Raw genomic sequence first — 25,282 nt, forward strand, 5'->3', positions numbered from 1 at the left:
TTACCATCGTATAAAATTTACACCATTGTTGTCAAAAACAATAAAATGTCAGATAATAGATAGTACTACTTCATTTGTTTGGAACTTCAGGAGGTCCTATGCTAAAACAGATCAAAATCAGCAATATCATCGCAATAATGCTCGGAGCTGCAATTTTTAGCTTCGGCTTCGTCCACTTCAACATGCAAAATCAACTCGGTGAAGGTGGCCTAAGTGGGATTACACTCATACTTTATTTTACTCTTGGCTGGGACCCTGCTTTAATGAATTTACTCTTAAACATTCCTATGTTTATTATTGGTTATCGTTTACTTGGGAAAAAATCATTTATTTATACGCTTGTCGGAACTTTATCTGTTTCAGTTTTCCTTAAAGTTTTCCAAAAGTATCAATTTACTATTCATTTAGAGGACGATCTCTTACTTGTTGCTCTTTTTGCTGGAGTTTTTGTAGGACTAGGGCTCGGTATCGTCTTCCGCTTCGGTGGTACAACTGGCGGTGTAGATATTTTGGCTCGCCTTGGGCATAAATATTTTGGCTGGAGTATGGGGAAAACGATGTTCATCTTTGATGCAATTGTCATTATCTTATCATGGCTAACATTTTTAGATGCTCGCTCTATGATGTATACCCTCGTTGCGGTATTTGTTGGCGCGCGCGTCATTGATTTTGTTCAAGAAGGTGCATATGCAGCACGTGGAGCACTTATTATATCTGAAAAATCTAGCACCATTGCTGAGATGATCGCATTACGAATGGAACGCGGTATTACTATACTTGAAGGTCATGGTCATTTTACTAAGCAACAAAAAGAAGTTATTTATTGTGTCATTGGAAGCAATGAGGTTGTACGTTTAAAATCAATTGTTCATGAGGTTGATCCACACGCCTTCGTATCTATTATAGAAGTACGAGATGTTGCAGGAGAAGGCTTCACGCTAGACGATCAAAAACAACCGCTCCATTAACATTTACGACCTGCCTACTCTCACGAAAAAACATTTTATTTTTTTCGTGAGAGTAGGCTTTTCTATATAATAAATTGTAAACATAGATCAATTATGCCTCGGCATAATTTCTGCTGTCGCTATGCTTTCGGTACAAAAGACATTTGTGGCTGCCGCTTCGCATTCGCACCAAAGACTTGCTGAAAGAAGTTCAACGGATTAAAAAACTTGCTATAGTGAAATACCACTACAACAAGTTTTTTAATTAATCGTCATTTCGCATATTTGTAAAAATTAATACTAAACGTAATAATTCTAATACTGCTACCGCTGCTGCGGCAACATATGTTAATGCTGCAGCACTTAACACTTTTCGTGCTGGGCGTTCTTCTTCATTTGTAATAATCCCCAGGGAATTCATTTGCACTAAAGCACGCTTTGATGCATCAAACTCTACTGGTAACGTTACTAATTGGAAAGCCACACCTGCTGCCAATAATACGATACCTAAAAGTAACATATTCGAACTACTTGCAAAAATACCAATCATTACAAATATCCAAGACATATTTGATGAAATATTTGCAACTGGAACTAGCTTACTGCGTAATGTCAGCATAGAATAAGCTTCTTTATGCTGGATAGCATGTCCAACCTCGTGGGCAGCAACTGCTGCACCTGCAATACTCGCTTCGTAGAAATTACTTTCCGATAAAGCAACGGTTTTTGTTGCCGGATTATAGTGATCGGACAACACACCTTGTGTTGGAACAACTCGTACATCGTATAAGCCGTTCGCATCTAAAATCGCACGCGCTACCTCTGCACCTGTTTGTCCCTTCATTGTACGTTCTTTTGCAAACTTATTATACGTACCCTTTACTTTCATCTGTGCGTAAAGCGGCAGTAGCATTATTATTGCAAAATAAACAATATACATACTTGTTGACAATTTTCTAACCCCTTTCTACCTCGATACTATAATTCTATAATCATTTACCTAATTCGGCAAATATTTGCGCCACCTAATTGAGAAGATGGCTAGAAAAATGCATGAAATCGATAACCAAAAAGTAAAGTAGCCAATATAGCTTGTATAATCTGCTAAATCACGATACATCGGCATTTGGCCAAATACATAATCAATCACATCATTATGCAATGTCCATACCGCTGCCACGGCAATATGCCAATATGAAAAAACATATTTACCAAGATACAGAATTGCTTGGGCAGCCATTGCAAAATGCGAACCCACAAGCATCCAGCCTTGCCAACCAATAGATCCAGTTTCAATCAACGTCCAAATATTCATAACATCAGCCCATATTCCATACTTCACCATTGTAACAAGTGCTAGCACTTCCATTAGCGGCCATTTTTTCCCCATTATCCAGGCTAACAATACAAAGCAAAAGAATAAGCTGGCTGTCGGGCTATCCGGCACAAAAATATAAAAAATTGGCTTCGTGATGGCTAGCTGCCATCCATACCAATAATAACCGTAAATAGTTCCTACTAGATTGATAATAAGTAATAGTATTAAAAATGACTTATGCGTAAGGAGATACCAGATGTTTGCACGTGTAATTTGCATAATTAAAACTCCTTTATCTTCTGTCTTTACTAAGATGCCTTTTTTAACTGTTATTATGTATAAATTAGTCTTTAATTTGCCAAAGATTATCGATAATGAATATTGGCAGTATTTTATTGCCCATATCCACAATGTAGGGTTGATTTCCGTTCAAACTGGGCGATTTCCTGGGGCGTCCGATATGCCACTAGGCCCAAAAGGATGTTGGTCACAAAGGCGCTATCACACTCGATGCTTGTATATCCTAATAAATATTATAGAAGTAAAATATTTTACGGGAACTTTTTTGAAGGTGTAACAGTCACTTTATTAAGCAAGAAGAAAAAAAGAGCCAGTTTCCTGACTCTTTTAAACTATACTTATTCTACAGCTTTTAAGCTCGCAATAAATTCTGCTAATTGCTTAGCTTCTTCATCTGTACCATGGAATTGACCAGGTGGCATGTTGCCACGACCATTATGGATAATATCTTCCACTTGTTCAGCTGTTAACTCATTACCAAGTAATTTTGGAGCAGCTGGGCCACCTTTTAAGTCAGCCGCGTGACAGCCGATACAAGTTTTAGCTTGTTCACCTGCGTCACCATTCCAAATTGCATAACCTGGTAGTGATTCATCAATATTAACTTTAACTTCTGTTTCAATTGCACCCATTGCTTTTTGAGCTTCCCAGTCATGGTTAGCAACTGCTTCCCATGTTAAGTAAAACATAGCTGCCAATGTCAATAACATAAACGCTGTTGGTAACGGACGTTTAGATGGACGACGTTCTGGACTTTTATCTAAAAATGGCATTAATAATAGCGCTCCAAATGCAAGACCTGGAATTACAATTGCTCCAATAACATTATATGGGCCTGAAGCATATGAATATTTTAATAATTGATACATGAATAAGAAGTACCAGTCCGGTAATGGCACGTATGCTCTTGTTGGATCAGCTGGTCCTTCAAGTGGTGATGGATGTGCAACTGTTAATATTAAATAAGCAATTAAAAATACAGCACCAACCATCCATTCTTTAAGTAAGAAGTTTGGCCAGAAAGCTTCCGTCTTACCTGGATATTCGGAATAATCCTTTGGAACGTTCGGCATTCTGTGATTTGCTTTAATACGAGAATCACCAACAAATTTCATTCCTTTTCCGCGATGCATTATGTCCCCTCCTTTAAAAAATCATCGAACCGTCAAGAACTATTACAACGGCCCTGAAATTCCTTGACGACGAATCATGATAAAGTGTGCTGCAAGTAACCCAAACAATACTGCAGGTAAGAAGAATACATGAATCGCAAAGAATCGTGTTAACGTTTGAGCACCAAGAATAGTTGAGTCACCCGCTAATAAGATTTTAATCCATTCACCGATAAACGGTACAGATGCAGCAATTTCGATACCTACTTTTGTAGCGAATAATGCTTTCATATCCCATGGTAATAAGTATCCTGTAAAGCCAAGACCCATCATTACACCAAAAATACCTACACCAACCATCCAGTTTAATTCACGAGGTTTCTTATAAGAACCTGTAAAGAATACACGAAGTGTATGTAAGAACATCATTACGATTACTAATGAAGCTCCCCAGTGGTGCATACCGCGTACGATTTCACCGAATGCTACTTCGTTTTGTAAATAATAAACTGATTTCCAAGCATTCACTACGTCTGGTACATAGTACATTGTTAAGAACATACCTGATAGTATTTGAATTACTGTGATGAAGAAAGTTAATCCACCAAAACAGTAAACGAATGCTGAAAAATGATGTGCAGGGTTCACGTGCTCTGGCACTTCGTGGTCGGCAATATCACGCCAAATAGGTGTAATATCTAAGCGTTCATCGACCCAATCATAAATTTTATTTAGCACTGTTTTGTACCCCCTTACTAAACTAGAGTATTTGCTTTAGTTGGACCAAGCAATAAGTAACCAGCTTCTTCTTTAACTTCATATTCATCCAACGGACCTGTTGGTGGTGTTCCTGGTATGTTTTTACCATTTTTCTCGTAACGGCCACCATGACAAGGACAGAAGAATTGATCTGGGTATTCTGAATTTTCTCCCCAGTTCACCATACATCCTAAATGCTTACAAACAGGAGATAATGCAACGATTTGATCGCCTTGTTTGAAAACCCATGCTACGTTTGTTACTTCTGATTTGTACCATGCATCAACTTGTTCAAATTTTAAGTCAACTTTAATAGGTTTGTCAGTAATATCTGCGATTTTATGCTCTGTTTTTATAAAGTCCCCACCACCATGTTTTTGTAGTACTGGGTCTATTGCAAAACGAAGCATTGGCATCAGCATACCTGCCGCCATAAAGCCACCTACACCAGTTAGTGTATAGCTTAGGAATTGACGACGCGAAACTCGATTATTACTCATTTTTTTCCCCCCTCTAACTTAAAGGTCAGTCCAACGGACATACTTTTACAAATAGTAATACTAGGACATATCTATGATATATCAAGTCCATAGCTTGGTCAATATAGCATTCTGTGGAAAGCTGGAGAATGTGAACAATTATTGAAACAAATTGTTAAATCTGTGTCCATTTGGTCGAAAATATCGGAATTACTTGTCGCAATTGATCTTCGAGAATGGAGTTTTTCACGCCTTTATCCATACTTTCTAACGGAATCGCTGGTAGCCAAATAACATTTACTTCATCTCCAATATTTGTCCAAAAATGGTCACAAGTAATGAAGAACACATGCTTAAAACCAGCATTATGTAATTGTGCCTCTAATTGCCTCGGCATATCTTCGCTTTTTAAGGTTGCACTATACGAAAATGGTGGCATCAGTAATAGACGACCTTTAAACTGTTGTTCGATAAAAGATGTAAGCGATAACAAAAAATCCGCTTCTGTACCACTCTGTTTCATTTTTTCAGGAGTTAAATCGACGGTTACGAGTGGAACAATTGCTGTATCGATAAATTCCTTCTGTGCCATAAACGATGTCACATCGCTTGCATTAAAATACATCTCACAAACCTCCTCATATTGCATAAATCAATTTCTCTTTGGCGTAATTGTTATCTTTGTTCAGTAGGTGTTTGGTACCACTGAATGTAGATAAAAAAAATGCCCTTCTCCACTCTTCAATAGGATAGCCAATAAAAAGTGAAAACAATCATTCACTTGTTATGTTATCATATTGAGGTAGATAAAGGACATTCAATTTTTACTTATAACTAACGTAAATTAGCCGTTTCCTTTAAAGCTTGTAACAAATTAGACAATTCATAAAAGCGCTCTTCATCTCCCTGATCGAGGGCTTCATCAATTTGCGCGAGTAATTTTTCTTCTTGGAATACGAGTAAGCTGTTGGATAGCAGCTCTTCTGCCAGCAAACGATCTTTTTCACTAACAATCAGTGCTTCTGGCATATAAGGGTTTTCTTCAAGAACTGCTAAGTATTGTGCACTTGGTGGTATGTTCGGAAAATTCAATTGTATATACATATCTTCATTCTCATGTAAACGTAAATCATGGAAGGATTTCTCAGCGTCCGCTGTCATTACATTGCCTTTGTAAAAACGAAACGGCACACCTGTTGAGTCAACTGTTGACATTACCATTGCTCTAGGGCAATAGTGAGCTTCTTCAACAAATCGAATTCGTTTTAATAACTCATCGTTACTTAATAAGTAATTCAAAATCCATACACACTCACGACGTTTCAATTGATAATTTTTTAAAAACCATCTAACAAATGCTTTTTTATCGACAACTGATACAGAAGCAGTCATACCCACTCCCTCCTTTACTCAAATTCTAAGGTTTCTAACTTCTCTTGCCACTCCAGTTCACCCGGTTGAATAGTTATTAATTGACCGAGTACTTCTTTAGCTTCTGAACGCTTTCCTTCCTCTAATAAGAAATAAACATATTTTTCTAAAAATGCTGCGTCTTCCTTAAAATCATTATATGCCAAACGGTAAAATTCGTATGCACGGTCGTACAATTCTAAATTTTCATATGCAACTGCAGCAAATGGGTATAAGGTGCTCCATTCAAAATCATTTTTTTGCAACGTTTCAAATAATTCTATTACATCCTCATGACGCTCTTGCTGGTCCAACACAGAGATTAATGCTAATACTGCCTCCATGTATTCAGGATCTAAAGCAATGGCTTCACGTAGATGCTGCTCGCCCTCAGCTGGCAAACCAGTTTTCAAAGCCATTTTACCAGCGAATAAGAATAAGGACTTATCGTATTCATCACGCTTTAATCCTTCTAAAATGGCAGCGTATGCTTTTTTATTGTCCTCCGTCATTGCATAGCTTTCAGCAAGCAATAAATAGGCAGAGAAATAATCTGGGTCCAATTCTTTTAATTCCTCTAATTGTTTAATGGCCATTTCATATTTTTGTGATTGAAAGGCTGAATACGCTGCACCAAATAAAACATCTGGCTTTACTTCATCTTCCAAAGCTTTTAAATAGTAATCTAAGGCCGTTTCATAGGCAGCTCCTGCACGATACACCTCAGCAAGTCGTTCAGTAAGACTTACCCCAGCAAATTCAACTTGTTGTTGATACAATTCTTCATATAGTCTCGAAGCCTCTAAAAAACGACCAGTTTCAAATAAAAGCTCCGCTTTAGCAAATTGTAATAATGGCTCCTCTGGTAATATAGTTAGTGCCTCATTGATGCGCATTTCTGCTACTTCAAATAATCCTTGCATTTGATAATAATCCGCTAATACTAATAATGCTTGAGGATATTCTGGAGCTGACTCCTCTACTTCTAATAAAAAATCTAACGCTTCATCTTCATCGCCAAGTTCCATTAAGACGTTTGCACGATCAATTTTCAACTGTGCTTCTTCTGGGAATAAAAATTGTAAATGCTCCAGTACACGGTCAGCTTCCTTCATATATCCATACTGCATAAAAACTTCAGCTAGCGCATAAATGTCCTCAGGTAACTCCTTCGTTAAAAATGATTCAAGTAGCTGTTCAATTAATGCTAAGTCCCCTTGTTCAAGTGCTTGCATCATTTCAGTCATCGCATTGTTCACAGTCATTCACCTATTCTTTCATTAATATCTTTATGCTACAAAACATTTTCTCTCGAAACAAGAAAAAACTCCCCAAAAGACTTGGAGAGTCAAATATCAATTTCGCCTTGGCGAAATTGCGTCCGGATTTTGAATTGTGCCCGCACAATTCATTCATTTGAAAATCCGTGACATCCGCCGGAGGCTTTAGGCCAACACGATGTTGGTCACTCAGTCGTGTGTTGTTGCTGCCGCTTCGCTTTCGCACAGATAAAACCATGTTGCTGCCGCTTCGCTTTCGCACAGATAAAACCATGTTGCTGCCGCTTCGCTTTCGCACAGATAAATTGCCACAGGACGTGGCGTTCTTAGACTGAGTTCCTCTATTTCAGTAGGTGCTTGGAATATCCACTTAAAAGGAACCCCAACAGCATTCATCATACCACCTCTAGAGGTGATATTCTTCTACTGAATGAAGATATGACATTACTTTACTTCCTCTATATGCTCGAAAAACGATGGGTAAGATACCGCAATACATTCTGCGTCATCTAAAATTACAGCTCCATCTGTTATAAGTGCTGCAACAGCGCCCATCATTCCTATACGATGATCACCATAGGTTTGAAGTCTAGCACCACGTAATGGAGTTGGCCCTTCAATAATCATTCCATCCTCAGTCGCTTCAATATTAGCACCTAGTTTTTTCAATTCATCCACTACAGCCGTTATCCGGTCTGTTTCCTTCACTTTTAACTCCTCGGCATCCTTAATAATAGTTTTGCCGTTTGCCTGCGTTGCTAATAAAGCAAGGATCGGGATTTCATCGATTAGACGAGGAATAATATCTCCCTCAATTGTAGTTCCTTCTAATGTTGATGTTTCGATTGTAATTATTGCTGTCGGCTCTGATTGGCTATCTTCATTCGGCATAACTGTTATTGATGCGCCCATATTATGAAGCACTTCGATGATACCATCTCGTGTAGGATTAATCCCTACATTTTCTAACGTTATTTTACTATCTTCACAGATAGCTCCCGCTACTAAGAAAAAGGCAGCAGATGAAATATCACCTGGCACAGAAACATGCGTCCCTGTGAGAGTTTGCCCTCCTTTTAATGAAATAACACCCTCTACCTCATCAACCTGCGCACCAAATTGACGTAGCATTCTCTCGGTATGATCTCGAGATATTTCAGTTTCTCGTACAATTGTAGTCCCTTCAGCGCGTAAACCCGCAAGTAAAATAGCTGACTTTACCTGTGCACTTGCAACAGGCATGTGGTAATCAATAGCTTGTACTGTCGTTCCTTGAATGGCTAATGGCGTATATTGCCCATCTGCCCTTCCAGTAATTTGTGCACCCATTTGACGTAACGGATCAATAACGCGGCGCATCGGTCGCTTTCCAATGGACGCATCCCCTGTTATTACTGAATGTACAGTAGACCCAGCTAGAATCCCTAGCATTAAGCGTGTCGTAGTACCAGAATTTCCTGTGTATAGTACCTCCGTTGGCTCTTGCCACCCCTCTATACCTGGGCTGTCAATGGATACATTTGTTCCTTCTACGTCAATTTTAACACCGAGCTTTCGGAAGCAATCAATTGTACTTAAACAATCCTCACCTAATAAAAAGCCGTCAACTGTTGTTTTACCCGTTGCAATAGCTCCAAACATAACGGAACGGTGAGAGATAGATTTATCACCTGGAATCGTTAAAGTCCCTTGTAAGGAAGGTTTATCATATTGTAATACTTTTTCACTCATCGTTTTCTTCCCTCCAATATGAAGATGAAAGCGCCGTAATTCCGACGCTTTCTTTTAAACAGGCATTCATTCCTATGAAATATATGTTTCATAATTAGCACGCTTTTGTATACACGCTGCTGCACGTTCACGGTCACTTTCACTTTGTAAGCTAATAACAAGTATCCCGAAAACGTCTTCTCGTGACTCTACGATACGTAAATTTGTAATACTAATCGCTTCGTCTGCAAGTAAGCCTGTCACCTCAGAAATAACCCCCGGATAGTCAGGAACATCAACATACAAGTCAAATGATGTGAACATTGCTCCTGCACTAATCGGTAATTCATCTCTTAGCTCTTTAGCAACCGCAAAGTATGTTTCTATGTCATCCGAGCTACCATTGAAAAGCAGCTCCTTAACACGACTCATTTCCTTTTCCCAGCCTTCTAATTGTGCAATAAGCTCATCTCGATTTTGTAATGTAATATCTCGCCATAAAACCGGATTGGACGAGGCAATACGCGTTACATCACGGAAGCCACCTGCAGCAAGTGAACGTGTCATTGGATATTCACCATTTTCTCCGCCCAATTGATGCACAAGAGAAGCAGCAACGACATGTGGAAAATGACTAACTACAGCTGTCATATGATCATGCTCACGAGCAGATACACTAACAACCTTTGCATGAGTAAATTTTAATAGACTTTCAAGCTGTGCCATATTGACAATTTCTTCACCGGCGAGCGGTGTTAGCATATAATACGCATTTTCAAAAAGGTGAGCCTTGGCAGCTAAAACACCGCTTTTATGTGAGCCTGCCATTGGATGTCCGCCAATAAAGGTAATACCTAGCTCACGTAGTTCCCCAGCCTTTTGCATAATCTTCTTTTTTGTACTACCTGTATCTGTTACGATTACTTTATTTTTTAACGGCCATGTTTTTAATTGTTCCATCCATTCAAGCGTTGCGTTGACGGGAGTTCCAAAAATGATAACATCTACGTCGGCCGCAACTTCTATTGGATCTGTCACAATATCATGAACTATATTTAACGTTTTCGCATGTTCACGAGTTTTCGCATCCATATCATAACCAATAATTTTTGTTTCTGGTGCCTTTTGCAATGCCAAGGCGATCGAGCCTCCAATTAGGCCTAGCCCAATAACGAGCACGTTGCGTGTCATGCCAAAACCCCTTGCTCTTTTAGGACGTTTTCAAGGTGACCTAACAACGCTTCGTTTTGAGCTGCTGTTCCGATTGTCACGCGGAGAAATCCAGGTAATCCTAACGCATTTCCACTGCGGACTATAAAGCCTCGTTTCATTAGCTCATTGAAAACAACATCACTATCAGCATTCGTATTAAAGAAAATAAAGTTCGTATCAGAAGGGAAGTATTTCAAATTATGTTTCTCACAGAATTCAATATATTGTTTTTTACCTTTTTCATTTGCTTCACGGCAAGCATTTACATATTCTTGATCGCTTAAAGCGATTGCCGCCACTGCTTGACCTAAAATTGTATTATTAAATGGCGCTCTTACTGGATCAAGCTTTGCAATTACTTCTGGTTGCCCAATTGCATAACCAACTCGGAAAGAAGCAAGACCATATGCTTTTGAGAATGTACGCATTAATAGTACATTTGGAAACTCGTCTATTAAAGGTAGAGTATTTTTGTGACCAGGATGCGTTACGTATTCGATATATGCTTCATCTAATACTACTAGCACATCACTTGGAACCTTAGCTAAAAATGCACGCAATTCAACATCAGGTATCACCACACCTGTTGGATTATTTGGACTACAAACCCAAATGATCGATGTATTATCATCAATTGCTGCTGCCATTGCATCTAGATCATGTGCACCTTCGATACAAGGAATTTTGCGTACCTCTGCGCCTTCTATTTCAGCATTGTGCCAGTATTGGGAGAAGGATGGGTCTGCCATCACTGTGTTTACACCTGGATACAACAATGCACGAGTAATAATTGCAATGATATCGTCCGAGCCGTTACCAAAAAGAAGCTGTGTTTCTTTGACACCTAGATGATTTGCAACAGCTGTACGTAAATTCTGCGCATAGCCGTCTGGATAGATAGCATGATTTACTGAATTATTTTGTAAATAAGCAGTTATCTTAGGTGAGCATCCAAATGGGTTTTCATTAGATGCTAATTTTACGACTTCTTTTAAGCCATATTCACGTTGTACTTCTTCAATTGGTTTACCAGGCTTATATGCTTGCATACCGGCCAATTGTTGTTTCCATTTCATCTCAAACATCTCCTCTATTTATTTAGCTTGGGCTAAATCTGGTCTTAATTTCACCGCATCATTGAGATACAAGTGTTTTACATCCTTCTGTGCCACTTCCACATTCGCATGTATTAATACACGAATACAAAGTGGTAATGCGTTCGGCACGTCCATTTCATGCGTACACATGACAGGTACATATTGCCACCCGTCCATTAACCGTACAGCGCGTGCCGGAAATGCTGACGTAATATCAGGTGTTGTGGATATTAGTATAGAAGCAATATCATCTACTTCCACATTATTGGCTACTACTACTTCACGCACTAATCTTGCTGTCTCATCCCATACAAGCTCTGGCTTGTCAGATTCAATTGTAATTGCTCCTCTAAGTCCACGAATCATACAAGCACCTCCGCTAATAGCTGTCGGAATTCGGCATCTACTTCTCTGCACTCCGCTAAATCAATTGGTTGCATGAATGGTTTACCAATTTTATCCAACAATACAAATTGTAAAATACCATACTCCGCTTTTTTATCTTTCATTAAATACTCTGTTAACTGTTCAAAGGAGTACTCTTTCACAGCTTCAAATGGATAGCCATTCTTCACCGCAAACTGCAAAAATGCTGTAGTGAAGTTACGGTCTAATTCACCGTATCGTTCACTTAATAATAAACAATATACGAGACCAATCATGACAGCCTCTCCGTGCGCTACTTTTCCATAACCAGCGGCCGCTTCAATGGCATGCCCATAAGTATGACCTAAGTTTAAATATTTTCGCACGGATTGCTCGGTTTCGTCCTCTGCTACTATTTGCGCTTTCACTTCAATTCCTTTTCTAAGCTGCTTTGCTAATTCTTCTGTGTTGAAATGAATAACTGTCTCTGCAGCCATTAATTCCTTTAACCACGCTGCATTAGAAATCATCGCATGCTTGATCACTTCTGCCGTTCCTGAACGTACCTCGCGCTCAGGTAAGCTTTCGATAAATAAAGTATCGTAAATAACTCCTTCAGGTTGATAAAACGCACCAATCATATTCTTACCTAGTGGATGGTTAATAGCTGTTTTACCGCCTACCGCAGAGTCATGTGCTAAAATAGTCGTTGGGATTTGAATAAACGGCACCCCACGCATATAAGTGGCAGCAACAAAGCCTGTTAAATCACCGACAGCCCCACCACCAAATGCAAAAACAAATGATTTACGTGAGCATTTTTGTTCAAGTAAAAATGTTTGCGCTGCATTGTATTGTTCGAAAGTTTTACATGCCTCACCACCTGGTAAGATGAAAACCTCAAAATGATAAGGGAAATTGGCCTTGAAATAATCTCCTTGCGCCGCCCACACATTAGCATCCGTAAAAACGATGAGCTTATCAGCTTTTTGAAGCTTATTATCAAATGCTTTTACTGCTTCTGCTAAAAAATTATGACCAAGGACAACCTCATATTGATGTGATTTCGTCGCTACTGGTACTCGCATATATTAGAACCCCTTTGTATAACGACGGTGTTCGTCGATTTGAGCTTTTAGTTGAGGTAATTGATCGCTATGGAATTGTTCCAAGATTGCATTAGCTATTTCCCAGGCAATAACGTGCTCAGCAACAACTGACGCTGCAGGTACTGCACAGCTATCCGAGCGCTCTACACTAGCTTTAAATGGCTCTTTCGTTTCAATATCAACACTTTGCAACGGTTTATATAGTGTAGGAATTGGTTTCATTACACCTCGTACAACAATAGGCATTCCAGTAGACATTCCACCTTCTAAACCACCAAGTCGATTTGTTGCACGTGTATAGCCTTCTTCCTCTGACCAAATGATTTCATCATGTACTTCAGAGCCTTTACGGCGCGCCATTTCAAAGCCAATTCCAAATTCAACACCTTTAAATGCATTGATAGATAACATGGCAGCTGCTAATTTCGAATCTAACTTACGGTCATAATGAACGTATGAACCGACACCAGCTGGCATCCCTTCAACGATGACTTCAACAACACCACCAATTGAGTCACCCGCTTTTTTCGCTTCATCAATTGCCTCCACCATTTTTGCAGAAGCCTCTGGGTCAACGCAATAGCAAGGATCCGCTTCAACAATTGCACGAATTTCATCTACAGATTTCCCTTCCACTAAGGAAGTGTCTGCCTTAATACCAACGATTTCTGTTACATGTGCCACAATGGAAATGCCTAATTCATTTAATAGCGCTTTTGCAACAGAACCTACTGCTACACGAACAGTTGTCTCCCGCGCAGAGGAACGCTCTAGCACATTACGTAAATCACGGTGTCCGTATTTCATGCCACCTACTAAATCTGCATGCCCTGGACGAGGACGTGAAATTTGACGTTTGATATCTTCAGGATTCATATCTTCTGCTAACGGTTCTGCTCCCATAATTTTTGTCCAGTGCTTCCAGTCATCATTTGTGACTACAAGTGCTACGGGAGAACCAAGTGTTTGTCCGTGCCGAACACCAGCGACTATTTCCACTGTATCCGTTTCGATTTGCATACGGCGGCCGCGTCCATGTCCTCCTTGACGACGTTTTAAATCGTGGTTAATTTTTTCTGCTGTAATTGGTAAGAGCGATGGTAGGCCCTCAATAATTGTTGTTAATTGGGGTCCATGTGACTCTCCCGCTGTTAAGTAACGCATAAACGCTTTCTCCCTTCAACTCGCTAAAGTATGTATTTTTCACTATAACATATATTCTCTAAAAAAACAGTCCTTTTGCAAATGTCTTTCAAGACTCGTCTTAATTGTTCGTAAATTCCGAATTGTTCCAACAACTTTTATTTTCAAGAACTTTTAATGTCAATTTAGAGCACTTCTTTAAATTCGAATATTCTGAACGATTCATTTAGAAAAAGATAGGTTCTTCATCTCCATTTATTATTAGTATTTACCAATCAGTTAATCCCCTACCTAAGCTTCCGCTAAATTTTTTAGGTTGGAGCCTAAATAAACTTGATGCGAGATAGCTAATAAAAAATACGCTTTTTGCTTATAACAAGCGAAAAGCGTACGATTCATTATGTCTAAAGCCTTGAAAATATGTACATGACATTCATATTGTCTTTGTACGAATGCTTTTCTCATATTATTAATTAGTTTCGTCTATAGAAGAATGTATCCTCGACTTCAAATTCATAACGAGATGGGTTAAAGATTTGCTCTGTTGAGCCGACAAATAAAACCCCGTCCTTGCGTAATGCTTTACTAAAATTAGTATAAATCTGATCTTTCGCTTCTTCAGTAAAATAAATCATCACATTGCGGCAAACAATTAAATCATAATTAGAATCGTAACGATCATTAAGTAAATTATGCTTCTTAAAAGTCACACAACGTTTAATCTCATCCTTAACCCTATAAAAGGAACCTTCTTGCTCAAAATACTTGGCTTTAATATCACTTGGCACTTCTGCTAATGAGCGCTCTGGGTACACACCTAATTTCGCCTTTTGAATGACATTCTCATCTAAATCAGTAGCAATGATTTGAATTTGAGATAATGGCACTAATTGAGATAATACCATGACTAAAGAATAGGGCTCTTCACCTGTTGAACAAGCAGCACTCCAAATTTTTAAACGCTTATTAGATTGCAGTAATCTCGGAAATATTTTTTTCTGCAACACTTCCCAGCGCTTCCCATTGCGATAAAATTCGGATACATTGATTGTCATACGATCTAAAAACTCATTCATTAAATCACGATCTTGCTCAAGTGCCTTTAGAAAGTCCACAAAATTACGATGTCCCTTTTTCTCATACAGAGATGTTAATCGTCTTTTCATTTGTGCTTCTTTATATAGCGCTAAATCTATTCCTGTTTTGCGCTTTATACCTTCTATAAACTGTTCATAATCAGACATGCGGTCTTCTTCCCCTCTAGCGACGTATTTCCATTATAGCGGAAAAGTGCCATTTCTGAAATAGTCTTTCACATGTAATCCAAGTTACTTGGTTGAGTTTTGTTTTTCCTCTAACAATAACACTTTGGATTGCTCTAATTCTAGACGTAATTTTTCTGTTTCCATCGTATACGTTTCTAATCTGAGCTTCTCTAGCTCCACTTCCTTCTCAATAGCCTTCAATTTAATTTTTTGTTTTTTTGTATGTGTATCTGTAAAAATACCTGCTAAACAAATAACTACTCCTGCAATAATCCCAGCTATCGCAACTGACATTACACCCACATCCTCTCATTAATAATGATTATACGGTAAAATGGAAAAATAGTTTCATTTTTCTTTTCATTCTTTCATTAATTTATTCTTTTTAATATTTGTTACAACTTAGCCATTTAATACGTTGCAACACGTCCTGTGATCACTCCTTCTTGACAAAACATCCTTTTAGCACAAGTACTTCGTCCAATCGGAACGGAAATCAACCTCACGTTTTGGTATTGATCCAGTCTTTCACATAAAAAATGAAGGTGGTTAAACCACCTTCATTTTTTATAGTCTCCTAAACCTCTACTCGAAAATCCCTTAAATCTTCTCGCAATTTCACCTTCATGAATTTTCCTACAGAAGTTTTCGGTATTTCATTTAAAAATACTACATCATCTGGAATCCATGTTTTATGGAATTGCGATCGTAAATCTTCTAGTAGCTCTGATTTCGTAATGGAATCCTTAAATTCAGGTTTTGGTACAACACATGCTAGAGGTCGTTCAATCCATTTTTCGTGAGGGATTGCTATAACAGCAGCCTCAAACACTTTAGGATGTGACATCAAAGCATTTTCAAGCTCTACTGAAGAAATCCATTCTCCGCCACTTTTAATTAAATCTTTTGTACGATCTGTGATTTTAATATAACCATCTACGGTCACAACAGCAATATCACCAGTGTAAAGCCAACCATCTTTAAAGGCTTCCTTAGTTCGTTCATCTTTATAATACTCGGCTGCAATCCACGGGCCCCTAATTGTCAATTCGCCCATTGTTTTGCCATCCCAAGGTACTTCACCATTTTCATTGACTACGCGTGTTTCAATGAGTGGTACTGTTATTCCTTGCGTAATACGAACATCCATTTTTTCATCCATCGTATAATCTTGCATATGTGTTAGATACGTCGATATGCTAACAAGTGGCGATGTCTCGGTCATACCGTAGCCCGTCATGTAAGGAATTTTAAGCTCCTCCTCAAAGCCACGAGTTAGACCAAGCGGCGATGCTGAGCCTCCACAAACAATCAACCGTATCGAAGACAAATCACGTGGATTTTTCCGTTGCTCCTGTAATACCCCAAGCCAAATTGTAGGTACTCCTGCAGTCAACGTGACTTTATATGTTTCAATTAAATCAAGTAATATCTGCGGTGTAAACATCGGTCCAGGAAGCACCTGTGTAGCACCAAATAATACACCAGCAAAAGGAAATCCCCAAGCATTCGCATGAAACATTGGTACGACAGGTAGTAAAACATCCGCCTCGCCTATTGCAATACTATCGGAGAGTCCTGCTGCCATAGTATGGAGGACAATACTACGATGCGTATACACTACACCCTTTGGCATTCCTGTAGTGGCACTTGTATAGCACATGCCAGCAGGTGTATTTTCATCTAAATCATCTGGGAATCTAAAATTATCATTCGCTTCTTCGAGTAATGCCTCATAAGAAAGAGCATTCGGTAATGGGATGTTTTCTAGCTCGACAGCATCTCCCATTACGATAAAATGCTTTACCGATTTAAGCTGTGAGACAATCGGTGCAATCAGCGGTACTAAGTTATCATCAATTAGTAGTATTTCATCTTCTGCATGATTAATAACATAAGCAATATGTTCAGGTGCTAATCGAATATTAATCATATGCAAGACAGCTCCCGCGCATGGTACTGCAAAATATGCTTCTAAATGGCGGTGGTGATTCCAAGCGAAGGTACCTACCTTCATACCTCGCTCCATTCCCAGCTTTGTAAGGGCATCTGCTAGCTTACGAGTTCGTTTTACATATTCTTTATAAGTAAACTCGTGAATTGTTGTAGTACTTGTCCGCGAATATATTTTTTTCGCATGAAAAAATCGTTCTGCTCGATCCAAAAAGCTTGTTAATAATAAAGGTGTATCCATCATATGCATAAAAACGCTCCCCTTTGTTCATAAATTTTTGAATCGTCCAAGGCTTACTGTTACTACCAATAATTACATATAAAAGGATCACCACCAAAACGTGTGGTTGATTTCCGTTCCGGCTGGGCGCTTTGTTGCTGCCGCTACGTTAGCACTACGCTTTCGCACAGAGCAAAGCTTCCTGGGGGCGTCCGATGAGCCGCTTCACTCGCTCTGCTCGCTCCAGGGTCTCGGGCCAACACGATGTTGGTCACGAAGGCGTTATCACAAGACGTGATGGTTTTAGCCTTCGTTCCTCTATTGCTAATCCCCAAGGAGTCGCCCAGCCTCCACTCCAATCAACTTATTTACTAAGTAGACGTTTTAACGAAAGTCAACCACAACTTTCGGTGATGAACCATATAAAACAAGTTAATTTTTTCCCTCGCTAACCGTAGACAAGTACCTTTTCACTTCAGAGCTTCACAAATGCATAATCACAGGAGCTTTTGCTCATTCTCTATGCTCTATGAACAGTCTAGCTTATTTAGCTAGAGTCGAGCACATTCATGTTACCCCTATTTCGGCTGCATACGAATAGCGCCGTCCAAGCGGATTACTTCACCATTTAATAAACCATTTTGGATAATACTTTCGACCAATAGCGCATATTCTGATGGTTTCCCAAGTCGTTTAGGGAACGGAGTCATTTGGGCAAGCGCTACTCTTGCTTGTTCTGGTAACGATGCAAACATTGGTGTTTCTACTAATCCTGGAGCAATAGTCATAACACGTACACCAATTTCAGCAAGCTCTCTAGCAATCGGCAAGGTCATCGCTGCGACCCCTCCTTTTGACGCGCTATATGCCGCTTGTCCTATTTGTCCATCAAATGCTGCCACAGATGCAGTATTAATAATAACGCCACGCTGACCATCCTCGTTTGGCTCATTATGTTGCATCTTCTCAGCTGCAAGGCGAATAACATTGAAAGTGCCAATTAAATTTACAGAAATTACCTTTTCAAAAAAACCAAGGGCATGTACACCACGCTTCGAAAGTACTTTACTTGCATCAGCAATTCCTGCACAATTCACTGTGACATTAATGGACCCAAATTTCGCCACCGCTTGCTCAAGCCCTGCCGCTACATCAGCTTCTTTTGTGACATCCACACGTGCATATTGGACATTCTTCCCTAACTCCTCTACTAGGGCATGTCCTCGCTCGTCATTAAGATCAAAAATTACTGCTTTGCCACCCTCTGCAACGATTTTACGAACAGTCGCCTCTCCTAAACCAGATGCTCCCCCCGTTACAACTGCTATTACTTCATTCATAAAACACAACCCCTTTTACATTTTTTCTATAATAGTGGCATTAGCCATTCCCATTCCTTCACAAATTGCAAGTAAGCCATAACGTAAATTTTCTCGTTCCATTCTGTACAGCATCGTTGTTAACAGTTTTGTACCTGTCGCTCCTAATGGATGCCCTAAAGCAATTGCTCCTCCATCTGGATTTAATTTATTTGGATCTGCTCCAATTTCATGTAACCAAACAAGTGGTACTGGCGCAAAAGCCTCATTCACTTCATACGTATCTATTTCCTCTATCGTAAGACCTGAACGTTCTAGCGCTTGTCTAGTTGCCTCAATTGGACCAGTTAACATTAACGTCGGATCTGAGCCAACCACTACTCTCGTAATAATTTTAGCAAGCGGTTGGATGCCAAGCTCCTGTGCCTTTTCTAAAGACATTATAACTACCGCTGAGGCACCATCACTCATTTGACTTGCATTACCGGCTGTAATCACACCATCTTCCTGGAAAACGGTTTTAAGCCCATTTAATTTATCAACTGTCGTTTCTGCCCGAGGTCCCTCATCAACAGAAAACGTTGTAACTGTGCCGTCTTCTTGCGTAACTTGGACAGGTAGTATTTCCTTTTTAAAATGGCCAGCCTCAATTGCAGCTAATGCTCGTCTATGACTATTGTAAGCATAGTTATTTAGCTGTCCCTTTGATAAATTCCATTTTTCCGCTATTTTCTCAGCTGATAACCCTTGATGTATAATTGTATAGTTGTCTTGTAATCGTTTACCCGCATGGGCACCCTTCATGTTAGACCCCATTGACACCCTCGTCATGCTTTCAACCCCACCAGCAACAACAATGTCCATATCGCCTGCTAAAATAGCCTGTGCCGCGAAATGTACAGCCTGCTGACTAGAGCCACATTGACGATCGATTGTCACACCTGGGACACTTTCCGGAAAGCCTGCCATTAATAATGCAGTACGAGCTATATTTGCTCCCTGTTCAGCAGTTTGCGTTACACAGCCAAAAATTACATCCTCTACTTGATCCTTGTTGATACCTGCCCGTTGCACTACTTCTTGCAGTATATCTGCCGCTAAGTCATCTGCTCGAACATTGCTTAACGCCCCTTTACTCCTGCCAACCGCTGTACGCACAGCTGATACAATCACTACTTCTCTCATAAAAAAACCCCTTTGTACTGTTATCTCTCTCATTTCCTATCATCCAATGTATTTAGATGTTATGAAATATATTCTTGATTATTAAGCTAATCAATTATGCCTCGGCGTAATTGCGTCCGAAATCGGCTTTGTGCTTGGGCCTGTACGAGGGCCGACACGATGTCGGTCATTTCGGTAATGCCACAGGACGTGGCGTTTTTACCGATGCAGGTCAGTTAGCCGTTATCGCATCATGGATGCGATGATTTTAGGCTAACATCCTTTATTGAACTCCTTTCCGATTCCGTGACATCCGCCGGAGGCTTTAGGCCAACACGAAGTTGGTCACTCAGTCGTTGCCACAGGACGTGGCGTTCTTAGACTGAGTTCCTCTATTTCAGCTGGTGTTTGGACACCCTCTGAAAAATAACTTAAACCCCCATTCATCTCATCACCTATAGAGGTGGGAGACTTCCGTAACTGACGCTTCGCTTTCGCTACAGAAAATAATTGCCGAAAGAAGTTAAAACCTTAATTATCAGAATATTATATCTTTTATTTTACATGACTAAGAAGTATTTAACAATTCTATATGTATCTAGAAAATTTTATCCACTGTTTTAGTAGACATTTTAGTTCTTGGGTTCTATATGTGACTTTAACGAATTTATAGTTCTTTGATAACTTGATATATGAGGTTGCAGGAAGAAAATAGAGTGCGAAAACTAAGCCATTCGGTTCCTGCGTAAAATATCAACCGTACCAAAAGAGCGTTCAAGCGTTGGACATCTAGGGTTGAAACACCCCGAAGTAACGCTTAGGGAGACGAAAGGTTGCTTTCGTCGTGGAACTAAGAAGCTCCCACTTCAAGCTTCGCTAAGGGGCGAGTAGTTCACCAAAGCTATCCTGCACTCCATTTCGAAGCACAAAAAAAAGCAATCTCAAATTAAATTGAGATTGCTTTTTAAGTTAGCGAATTAAACTAAATCTTCACCGAAGAATAAGCCGATTTCACGCTCAGCAGAAGCAAGTGAATCAGAACCGTGAATGATGTTGTGAGAAACAGTTGTTGCATAGTCACCACGGATTGTACCTGGGTTAGATTCTTCAGGTTTAGTTGCTCCCATCATTGTACGAGCAAGTTTAATTACGTTTTCGCCTTCCCATACCATAGCGAATACAGGACCAGAAGTGATGAAATCAACTAATTCACCAAAGAATGGACGCTCAGCATGCTCTGCATAGTGCTTTTCTGCTAATTCTGTAGGAATTACCATTAATTTAGCACCTTTCAATACAAAACCGCGACGTTCAAAACGGTCTACGATGTCTCCTACTACTTGTCGTTCTACGCCGTCAGGCTTAACCATTAAAAAAGTTTGTTCGATTGCCATGTTTAAAACACTCCTTAAATTCGTATAACAGGTTTTACACCTACCGATAAATATTAACAAAAAATGAGCCTTTGTACAACAAAAAGCTAGAATTTACGCTTACCCATAAATAAAGCGACATCTCGTAGTTTTTTCTTGACGGGATGTTTTGGTAATGCATCTATTTCCTGTAATGCCTTTTTTAAATATTTATCACTCATTTTATTAGCTTGCTCAATCGCGTCGGATTTACGCACATACTGCAGCATATTTTGACGTTCTGTTTCCGTCAATGTGCCTGCAAATACTTTTGCCAAATAAGGTTGCATTTCGGGATCATCTTTTAACATTAGAATCGGTAATGTAATATTACCTTGCAGTAAATCACTACCTGCTGGCTTCCCTAATTCTTTATCTGTTGCCATAATATCTAAAACATCATCGATAATTTGGAAGCTCATGCCCACAAAATAGCCAAATCGTTTCAAATGTCTCACCGTTTTAGGATCGACACCTGCTGCCACTGCACCAAGTTCACAACTAGAAGAAATCAGTAATGCCGTTTTTCGTTTGATTCGTCTAAAATAATCCTTTAATCCTTGATCTAATCTAAATTTATCTTCGATTTGAATGACTTCACCGTTACAAATTTCCACCATTGTACGTGCTAAAATTTGATGAACTAATGGGTCTTCAAGTTTTGTAATATATTCAAGTGCACGTGCAAAAATAAAATCGCCCGTGTACATTGCAACTCTATTATTCCATTGTGATTTGACAGTCGGGCGTCCTCTTCGCATATTGGAATCATCAATTACATCATCATGCACAAGTGATGCCATATGAATAAGCTCTACTGGCACGGCTACATCTTTCATCTTTTCGATATCATATTCGCCAAATTTCGCGCCAAGCAACACAAAAATTGGTCGTATCCGTTTGCCGCCAGCTTGCAATAAATGGAGAGAAGCATCATTGATCAAACATGAAGAAGAGTTCACTGCTTTTTCTAATTCTTGTTCAATGATATCGATATCTGATTTCAAATCGGAATAGAGTAGTTTTAACTTCATCTTTTCCACGTGTGAAAACCTTCCCCCATTAACGTACTTTTTTATAGCCTATATGCATTGCCGCAGCACCGCCACTGTATGCTTTATACGTTACTTTTTCTAAACTTGCCTGCTCAAACAATGCCGCTAACTTCTTCATACCTGGGAAATCATTTGCCGATTCCTGTAGCCAAGAATATTCTTTATAACTTTTCGCAAATATTTTACCAAATATCGGCATTATATATTTGAAATAAAAACGGAATAGTTGTCGATAGCCTGGAATTTCAGGTTGTGATGTCTCTAAACAAACAACCATTCCCCCTGGTTTTACAACACGATTCATTTCTTTTAAAACTTGTAAATAATCTGGTACATTGCGAAGCCCAAAACCAATAGTTACATAATCAAATGTATTGTCTGGGAAAGGTAACTCCATAGCATTTCCATGTATTAGTTCAATTTGTGGGTATGGCTTTACCTTATCCTCGCCAACCTTCAGCATGTTTTTACTGAAGTCTACCCCTTTTACTTCTCCGCCTTCACCAACTGCCTCGGCTAATGCAATTGTCCAATCTGCCGTACCGCAGCAAACATCTAGCGCCTTTTCTCCAGGTTTTACTGCCATGTGCTTCATCGTATCATTGCGCCAGCCAACATGCATCTGGAAACTAATAACACCATTCATTTTGTCATAGTTTTGCGAAATACTTTCAAATACTTCATGCACATGCTCTTCTTTCGTTTTAGCCATTTGAAAAACCTCTCTTATCCATTAGTAGAAGCAATGGATGCCTCTACACGTGCTTGCAAAGCTTGTTTAACATCACTTTGTAAAAACGATGCATCTTCTATAACCTGTAACAGCTCTGATTTTAATTGCACAATTTTGTCCTGTATGACGTTACCATAGGTCGCTCCAGCATATCTTGCACTTTCTTCAAGAACCTTACTCATTAAAGATACTTGCCCACGTTGATATGTCGACAATTCCCTTTCTAAACGCAAAATCAATAAGCCCTTCTCCACCATTGGAATGTAATTACCAAAAGAATAGAGCTCAAAAAATTTTGAGATTAGTCCTGATTCAATGTTAGTTATTGAGGCAAACCATTGTTCGATTGATCGTTTTTCTGCCTCATATACTTTAATTTGGTGTTCACAACGTGCCACAATACCTTGTGACAAATTTCGGATCAATGCGACATTTCCCGACATCGCTAATATCTCATAATAACGGCCACTATAAAAGTCTCCAGCTAAAACGGTTAGCTGCTGTTCTTTTGATGTGGCATTTAATTCTTTAATATGATCGTGCGCCGCTAAGGCTGCGTACACAATTCCAACAGTGATTGCAGCTTCTCTTTCCTCTTGTTGCCACTCTTCCCCATTAAAAAAAGGAACTAACAAGTAAAATAATTGATTTTCATCGAGCACAGGCAACCCTGTGTATTTTTGCAAAGTTCTATGACGAACATCCATGAAAATCTCTGTTTTTAATTGTGCAATTGAATTTTGAATGTATGTTGCATTCATAGACCTTACTCCATTTCACTTTCAAATACGTTAGTCACTTCATGACCTAACGCTTGCTTACTGAGTCATTATAGCATATGCGACGATTGGAAAAAAAAATTTTTGCTTTATTCAACATGATAGGCAGAAGAGCTTCCCCCTTAAGAAACGGAAGAAATCCAACTGCCTGAGCGAAAACATTACTAAGTTTTACACATCTAGTCGATTTATATGTGCCATTACTAATTTGCATCGACTAAAAACCATCCCTAAAGCATCTGAATGTAATTTCAATCTTTTACTTTTTAGCTTCGCTATTTATAACACCGTGAGCAGTATGAATCTGTGCTTTCCCACGAATTTTCATTGCAGATGTATGTTCGGTAAATTGAGCAATCATAACTTCGCCTGCATCTAATTTTTCAGAATGATGGAACTTTGTATCTGTCCCTCGTGTTAAACCGATAACATGCACGCCATCTTCCTCTGCTTGAATAACAATATAATCTTGCGCCATTGTCTGTTCACTCCTTAAATCCGCCAAATTCTTAGTACATCATAACATAATTAGACACTCAATTTAAGACATTTGAATAAATGATAAAACTTCTCTACGTTTTACTTCATCTTCTTCATAAATGCCACGTGCAACCGATGTCACAGTTTTAGATCCTGGCTTCTTAAGTCCTCGCATAGTCATGCACATATGCTCCGCCTCTATCACTACATAAACACCTTTCGGAGAGAGCATTTCCATAATTGTCTCTGCAACAGATGAAGTAATTCGTTCCTGTAATTGTGGACGACGAGCAATGGTTTCTACTGCACGTCCCAATTTACTTAGTCCAGCAACAATGCCATCGTTTGGTATGTATGCGACATGAGCCTTTCCATAAAAAGGAACTAAATGATGCTCACACATCGAATAAAACGGAATGTCCTTTACAAGTACTAATTCCTCATGGTCTTCATGAAACACTGTTCTAAAATAATCTTTTGCATCCTCATGTAAGCCGCTAAACATTTCCGCATACATCTTTGCTACCCGTTTCGGTGTATCGAGTAAACCTTCACGATTTACATCTTCGCCCACAGCCTCTAAAATCATTTTTACTGCTTCTTCTATTTTCAATAAATCAACATTCGACATCCGTAAAAACCCTCCTGCGTATCAATACA

At 39.3% G+C, this 25,282-nt stretch carries 28 protein-coding genes; 1 reads left to right on the top strand and 27 read right to left on the bottom strand.

The genetic code is table 11. The features are described 5' to 3' along the window. Nucleotides 1-98: 98 nt before the first annotated feature. Nucleotides 99-968, top strand: coding sequence for a YitT family protein (locus tag AC1DCY_RS15240; protein WP_477351438.1), 870 nt, complete (start codon nucleotides 99-101; stop codon nucleotides 966-968). A 244-nt stretch (nucleotides 969-1,212) separates the two neighbouring features. Here the strand turns inward: AC1DCY_RS15240 and AC1DCY_RS15245 are convergent, their stop codons facing one another. The 27 genes from AC1DCY_RS15245 to folE all read right to left on the bottom strand — a co-directional run bounded on the left by AC1DCY_RS15245 (nucleotide 1,213) and on the right by folE (nucleotide 25,253). Continuing rightward, nucleotides 1,213-1,887, bottom strand: coding sequence for a zinc metallopeptidase (locus AC1DCY_RS15245; protein WP_477351497.1), 675 nt, complete (start codon nucleotides 1,885-1,887; stop codon nucleotides 1,213-1,215). 60 nt (nucleotides 1,888-1,947) lie between these two features. Continuing rightward, on the bottom strand, nucleotides 1,948-2,544 hold the full coding sequence (gene lhaT, locus AC1DCY_RS15250; RefSeq protein WP_477351440.1) for a lipoprotein heptaprenylglyceryl N-acetyltransferase LhaT: 597 nt from the start codon (nucleotides 2,542-2,544) through the stop codon (nucleotides 1,948-1,950). 359 nt (nucleotides 2,545-2,903) lie between these two features. Next, the gene (locus tag AC1DCY_RS15255; protein ID WP_477351442.1) at nucleotides 2,904-3,698 is read right to left on the bottom strand and encodes a c-type cytochrome; all 795 of its coding nucleotides are present in this window, start codon (nucleotides 3,696-3,698) and stop codon (nucleotides 2,904-2,906) included. Nucleotides 3,699-3,740: 42 nt separating this feature from the next. Next, nucleotides 3,741-4,415: a menaquinol-cytochrome c reductase cytochrome b subunit gene (gene qcrB / locus AC1DCY_RS15260; protein ID WP_049666761.1), complete on the bottom strand. Its 675-nt coding sequence runs from the start codon at nucleotides 4,413-4,415 to the stop codon at nucleotides 3,741-3,743. A 17-nt stretch (nucleotides 4,416-4,432) separates the two neighbouring features. Further along, nucleotides 4,433-4,936, bottom strand: coding sequence for a Rieske (2Fe-2S) protein (locus AC1DCY_RS15265; RefSeq protein WP_134019573.1), 504 nt, complete (start codon nucleotides 4,934-4,936; stop codon nucleotides 4,433-4,435). 154 nt (nucleotides 4,937-5,090) lie between these two features. Further along, entirely contained in the window at nucleotides 5,091-5,540 is a 450-nt protein-coding gene (locus AC1DCY_RS15270) for a DUF2487 family protein (protein WP_477351444.1), read from the bottom strand. 209 nt (nucleotides 5,541-5,749) lie between these two features. Then, nucleotides 5,750-6,307: a ReoY family proteolytic degradation factor gene (locus AC1DCY_RS15275; protein ID WP_402994554.1), complete on the bottom strand. Its 558-nt coding sequence runs from the start codon at nucleotides 6,305-6,307 to the stop codon at nucleotides 5,750-5,752. Nucleotides 6,308-6,321: 14 nt separating this feature from the next. Further along, the gene (locus tag AC1DCY_RS15280) at nucleotides 6,322-7,590 is read right to left on the bottom strand and encodes a tetratricopeptide repeat protein (RefSeq protein ID WP_477351447.1); all 1,269 of its coding nucleotides are present in this window, start codon (nucleotides 7,588-7,590) and stop codon (nucleotides 6,322-6,324) included. 204 nt (nucleotides 7,591-7,794) lie between these two features. Continuing rightward, nucleotides 7,795-8,001: a hypothetical protein gene (locus AC1DCY_RS15285; RefSeq protein WP_477351448.1), complete on the bottom strand. Its 207-nt coding sequence runs from the start codon at nucleotides 7,999-8,001 to the stop codon at nucleotides 7,795-7,797. Nucleotides 8,002-8,049: 48 nt separating this feature from the next. Then, nucleotides 8,050-9,336, bottom strand: a complete 1,287-nt coding sequence (aroA, locus tag AC1DCY_RS15290) for a 3-phosphoshikimate 1-carboxyvinyltransferase (protein WP_477351450.1) — start codon at nucleotides 9,334-9,336, stop codon at nucleotides 8,050-8,052. A 72-nt stretch (nucleotides 9,337-9,408) separates the two neighbouring features. Next, nucleotides 9,409-10,506 carry a prephenate dehydrogenase gene (locus tag AC1DCY_RS15295; protein ID WP_477351452.1) on the bottom strand — a complete coding sequence of 366 codons (1,098 nt, stop codon included), beginning with the start codon at nucleotides 10,504-10,506 and terminating at the stop codon, nucleotides 9,409-9,411. Then, nucleotides 10,503-11,603, bottom strand: coding sequence for a histidinol-phosphate transaminase (gene hisC, locus AC1DCY_RS15300; protein ID WP_477351454.1), 1,101 nt, complete (start codon nucleotides 11,601-11,603; stop codon nucleotides 10,503-10,505). Before hisC ends, AC1DCY_RS15295 begins: the two co-directional genes overlap by 4 nt. Before the next feature lie 18 nt (nucleotides 11,604-11,621). Next, nucleotides 11,622-11,990 (bottom strand): chorismate mutase, encoded by a 369-nt coding sequence (gene aroH / locus AC1DCY_RS15305; RefSeq protein ID WP_477351456.1) that lies wholly within the window; start codon nucleotides 11,988-11,990, stop codon nucleotides 11,622-11,624. Beyond that, nucleotides 11,987-13,078, bottom strand: a complete 1,092-nt coding sequence (gene aroB, locus AC1DCY_RS15310) for a 3-dehydroquinate synthase (protein WP_477351458.1) — start codon at nucleotides 13,076-13,078, stop codon at nucleotides 11,987-11,989. The genes aroH and aroB overlap by 4 nt, the downstream gene beginning before the upstream one ends. Before the next feature lie 3 nt (nucleotides 13,079-13,081). Continuing rightward, nucleotides 13,082-14,263, bottom strand: a complete 1,182-nt coding sequence (gene aroC / locus AC1DCY_RS15315; RefSeq protein ID WP_477351460.1) for a chorismate synthase — start codon at nucleotides 14,261-14,263, stop codon at nucleotides 13,082-13,084. A gap of 452 nt (nucleotides 14,264-14,715) precedes the next feature. Beyond that, nucleotides 14,716-15,486 carry a CheR family methyltransferase gene (locus AC1DCY_RS15320; RefSeq protein WP_477351462.1) on the bottom strand — a complete coding sequence of 257 codons (771 nt, stop codon included), beginning with the start codon at nucleotides 15,484-15,486 and terminating at the stop codon, nucleotides 14,716-14,718. Between the two features lie 84 nt (nucleotides 15,487-15,570). Continuing rightward, on the bottom strand, nucleotides 15,571-15,801 hold the full coding sequence (locus tag AC1DCY_RS15325; protein WP_477351463.1) for a hypothetical protein: 231 nt from the start codon (nucleotides 15,799-15,801) through the stop codon (nucleotides 15,571-15,573). 283 nt (nucleotides 15,802-16,084) lie between these two features. Beyond that, a complete protein-coding gene (locus AC1DCY_RS15330; RefSeq protein ID WP_477351465.1) occupies nucleotides 16,085-17,710 on the bottom strand; it encodes a long-chain fatty acid--CoA ligase in 1,626 nt (541 codons plus the stop codon). Between the two features lie 134 nt (nucleotides 17,711-17,844). Beyond that, a complete protein-coding gene (locus tag AC1DCY_RS15335) occupies nucleotides 17,845-18,015 on the bottom strand; it encodes a hypothetical protein (protein ID WP_477351467.1) in 171 nt (56 codons plus the stop codon). Between the two features lie 243 nt (nucleotides 18,016-18,258). Then, complete coding sequence (locus tag AC1DCY_RS15340) at nucleotides 18,259-19,020, bottom strand: 3-hydroxyacyl-CoA dehydrogenase (RefSeq protein ID WP_477351468.1); 762 nt, start codon at nucleotides 19,018-19,020, stop codon at nucleotides 18,259-18,261. Between the two features lie 15 nt (nucleotides 19,021-19,035). After that, complete coding sequence (locus tag AC1DCY_RS15345; RefSeq protein WP_477351470.1) at nucleotides 19,036-20,184, bottom strand: thiolase family protein; 1,149 nt, start codon at nucleotides 20,182-20,184, stop codon at nucleotides 19,036-19,038. A 956-nt stretch (nucleotides 20,185-21,140) separates the two neighbouring features. Beyond that, on the bottom strand, nucleotides 21,141-21,557 hold the full coding sequence (ndk, locus tag AC1DCY_RS15350; RefSeq protein WP_053482577.1) for a nucleoside-diphosphate kinase: 417 nt from the start codon (nucleotides 21,555-21,557) through the stop codon (nucleotides 21,141-21,143). Nucleotides 21,558-21,643: 86 nt separating this feature from the next. Further along, the gene (hepT, locus tag AC1DCY_RS15355) at nucleotides 21,644-22,618 is read right to left on the bottom strand and encodes a heptaprenyl diphosphate synthase component II (protein WP_477351472.1); all 975 of its coding nucleotides are present in this window, start codon (nucleotides 22,616-22,618) and stop codon (nucleotides 21,644-21,646) included. Between the two features lie 19 nt (nucleotides 22,619-22,637). Further along, nucleotides 22,638-23,342: a demethylmenaquinone methyltransferase gene (locus AC1DCY_RS15360; RefSeq protein ID WP_477351474.1), complete on the bottom strand. Its 705-nt coding sequence runs from the start codon at nucleotides 23,340-23,342 to the stop codon at nucleotides 22,638-22,640. Nucleotides 23,343-23,356: 14 nt separating this feature from the next. Then, on the bottom strand, nucleotides 23,357-24,124 hold the full coding sequence (locus tag AC1DCY_RS15365; protein WP_477351476.1) for a heptaprenyl diphosphate synthase component 1: 768 nt from the start codon (nucleotides 24,122-24,124) through the stop codon (nucleotides 23,357-23,359). A gap of 277 nt (nucleotides 24,125-24,401) precedes the next feature. Continuing rightward, entirely contained in the window at nucleotides 24,402-24,620 is a 219-nt protein-coding gene (gene mtrB, locus AC1DCY_RS15370; protein WP_049666799.1) for a trp RNA-binding attenuation protein MtrB, read from the bottom strand. 63 nt (nucleotides 24,621-24,683) lie between these two features. Next, nucleotides 24,684-25,253, bottom strand: coding sequence for a GTP cyclohydrolase I FolE (gene folE, locus AC1DCY_RS15375; RefSeq protein ID WP_477351477.1), 570 nt, complete (start codon nucleotides 25,251-25,253; stop codon nucleotides 24,684-24,686). Nucleotides 25,254-25,282 lie beyond the last annotated feature (29 nt).

It is taken from the genome of Lysinibacillus sp. 10T31 (assembly GCF_056394365.1).

Coding starts and splice junctions, on each gene's coding strand:
- AC1DCY_RS15240 (WP_477351438.1), top strand. CDS start 99: ATGCTAAAACAGATCAAAATCAGCAATATCATCGCAATAATGCTCGGA.
- AC1DCY_RS15245 (WP_477351497.1), bottom strand. CDS start 1,887: ATGTATATTGTTTATTTTGCAATAATAATGCTACTGCCGCTTTACGCA.
- lhaT (WP_477351440.1), bottom strand. CDS start 2,544: ATGCAAATTACACGTGCAAACATCTGGTATCTCCTTACGCATAAGTCA.
- AC1DCY_RS15255 (WP_477351442.1), bottom strand. CDS start 3,698: ATGCATCGCGGAAAAGGAATGAAATTTGTTGGTGATTCTCGTATTAAA.
- AC1DCY_RS15265 (WP_134019573.1), bottom strand. CDS start 4,936: ATGAGTAATAATCGAGTTTCGCGTCGTCAATTCCTAAGCTATACACTA.
- AC1DCY_RS15270 (WP_477351444.1), bottom strand. CDS start 5,540: ATGTATTTTAATGCAAGCGATGTGACATCGTTTATGGCACAGAAGGAA.
- AC1DCY_RS15275 (WP_402994554.1), bottom strand. CDS start 6,307: ATGACTGCTTCTGTATCAGTTGTCGATAAAAAAGCATTTGTTAGATGG.
- AC1DCY_RS15280 (WP_477351447.1), bottom strand. CDS start 7,590: ATGACTGTGAACAATGCGATGACTGAAATGATGCAAGCACTTGAACAA.
- AC1DCY_RS15285 (WP_477351448.1), bottom strand. CDS start 8,001: ATGAATGCTGTTGGGGTTCCTTTTAAGTGGATATTCCAAGCACCTACT.
- aroA (WP_477351450.1), bottom strand. CDS start 9,336: ATGAGTGAAAAAGTATTACAATATGATAAACCTTCCTTACAAGGGACT.
- AC1DCY_RS15295 (WP_477351452.1), bottom strand. CDS start 10,506: ATGACACGCAACGTGCTCGTTATTGGGCTAGGCCTAATTGGAGGCTCG.
- hisC (WP_477351454.1), bottom strand. CDS start 11,603: ATGAAATGGAAACAACAATTGGCCGGTATGCAAGCATATAAGCCTGGT.
- aroH (WP_477351456.1), bottom strand. CDS start 11,990: ATGATTCGTGGACTTAGAGGAGCAATTACAATTGAATCTGACAAGCCA.
- aroB (WP_477351458.1), bottom strand. CDS start 13,078: ATGCGAGTACCAGTAGCGACGAAATCACATCAATATGAGGTTGTCCTT.
- aroC (WP_477351460.1), bottom strand. CDS start 14,263: ATGCGTTACTTAACAGCGGGAGAGTCACATGGACCCCAATTAACAACA.
- AC1DCY_RS15320 (WP_477351462.1), bottom strand. CDS start 15,486: ATGTCTGATTATGAACAGTTTATAGAAGGTATAAAGCGCAAAACAGGA.
- AC1DCY_RS15325 (WP_477351463.1), bottom strand. CDS start 15,801: ATGTCAGTTGCGATAGCTGGGATTATTGCAGGAGTAGTTATTTGTTTA.
- AC1DCY_RS15330 (WP_477351465.1), bottom strand. CDS start 17,710: ATGCATATGATGGATACACCTTTATTATTAACAAGCTTTTTGGATCGA.
- AC1DCY_RS15340 (WP_477351468.1), bottom strand. CDS start 19,020: ATGAATGAAGTAATAGCAGTTGTAACGGGGGGAGCATCTGGTTTAGGA.
- AC1DCY_RS15345 (WP_477351470.1), bottom strand. CDS start 20,184: ATGAGAGAAGTAGTGATTGTATCAGCTGTGCGTACAGCGGTTGGCAGG.
- ndk (WP_053482577.1), bottom strand. CDS start 21,557: ATGGCAATCGAACAAACTTTTTTAATGGTTAAGCCTGACGGCGTAGAA.
- AC1DCY_RS15360 (WP_477351474.1), bottom strand. CDS start 23,342: ATGGCTAAAACGAAAGAAGAGCATGTGCATGAAGTATTTGAAAGTATT.
- AC1DCY_RS15365 (WP_477351476.1), bottom strand. CDS start 24,124: ATGAATGCAACATACATTCAAAATTCAATTGCACAATTAAAAACAGAG.
- mtrB (WP_049666799.1), bottom strand. CDS start 24,620: ATGGCGCAAGATTATATTGTTATTCAAGCAGAGGAAGATGGCGTGCAT.
- folE (WP_477351477.1), bottom strand. CDS start 25,253: ATGTCGAATGTTGATTTATTGAAAATAGAAGAAGCAGTAAAAATGATT.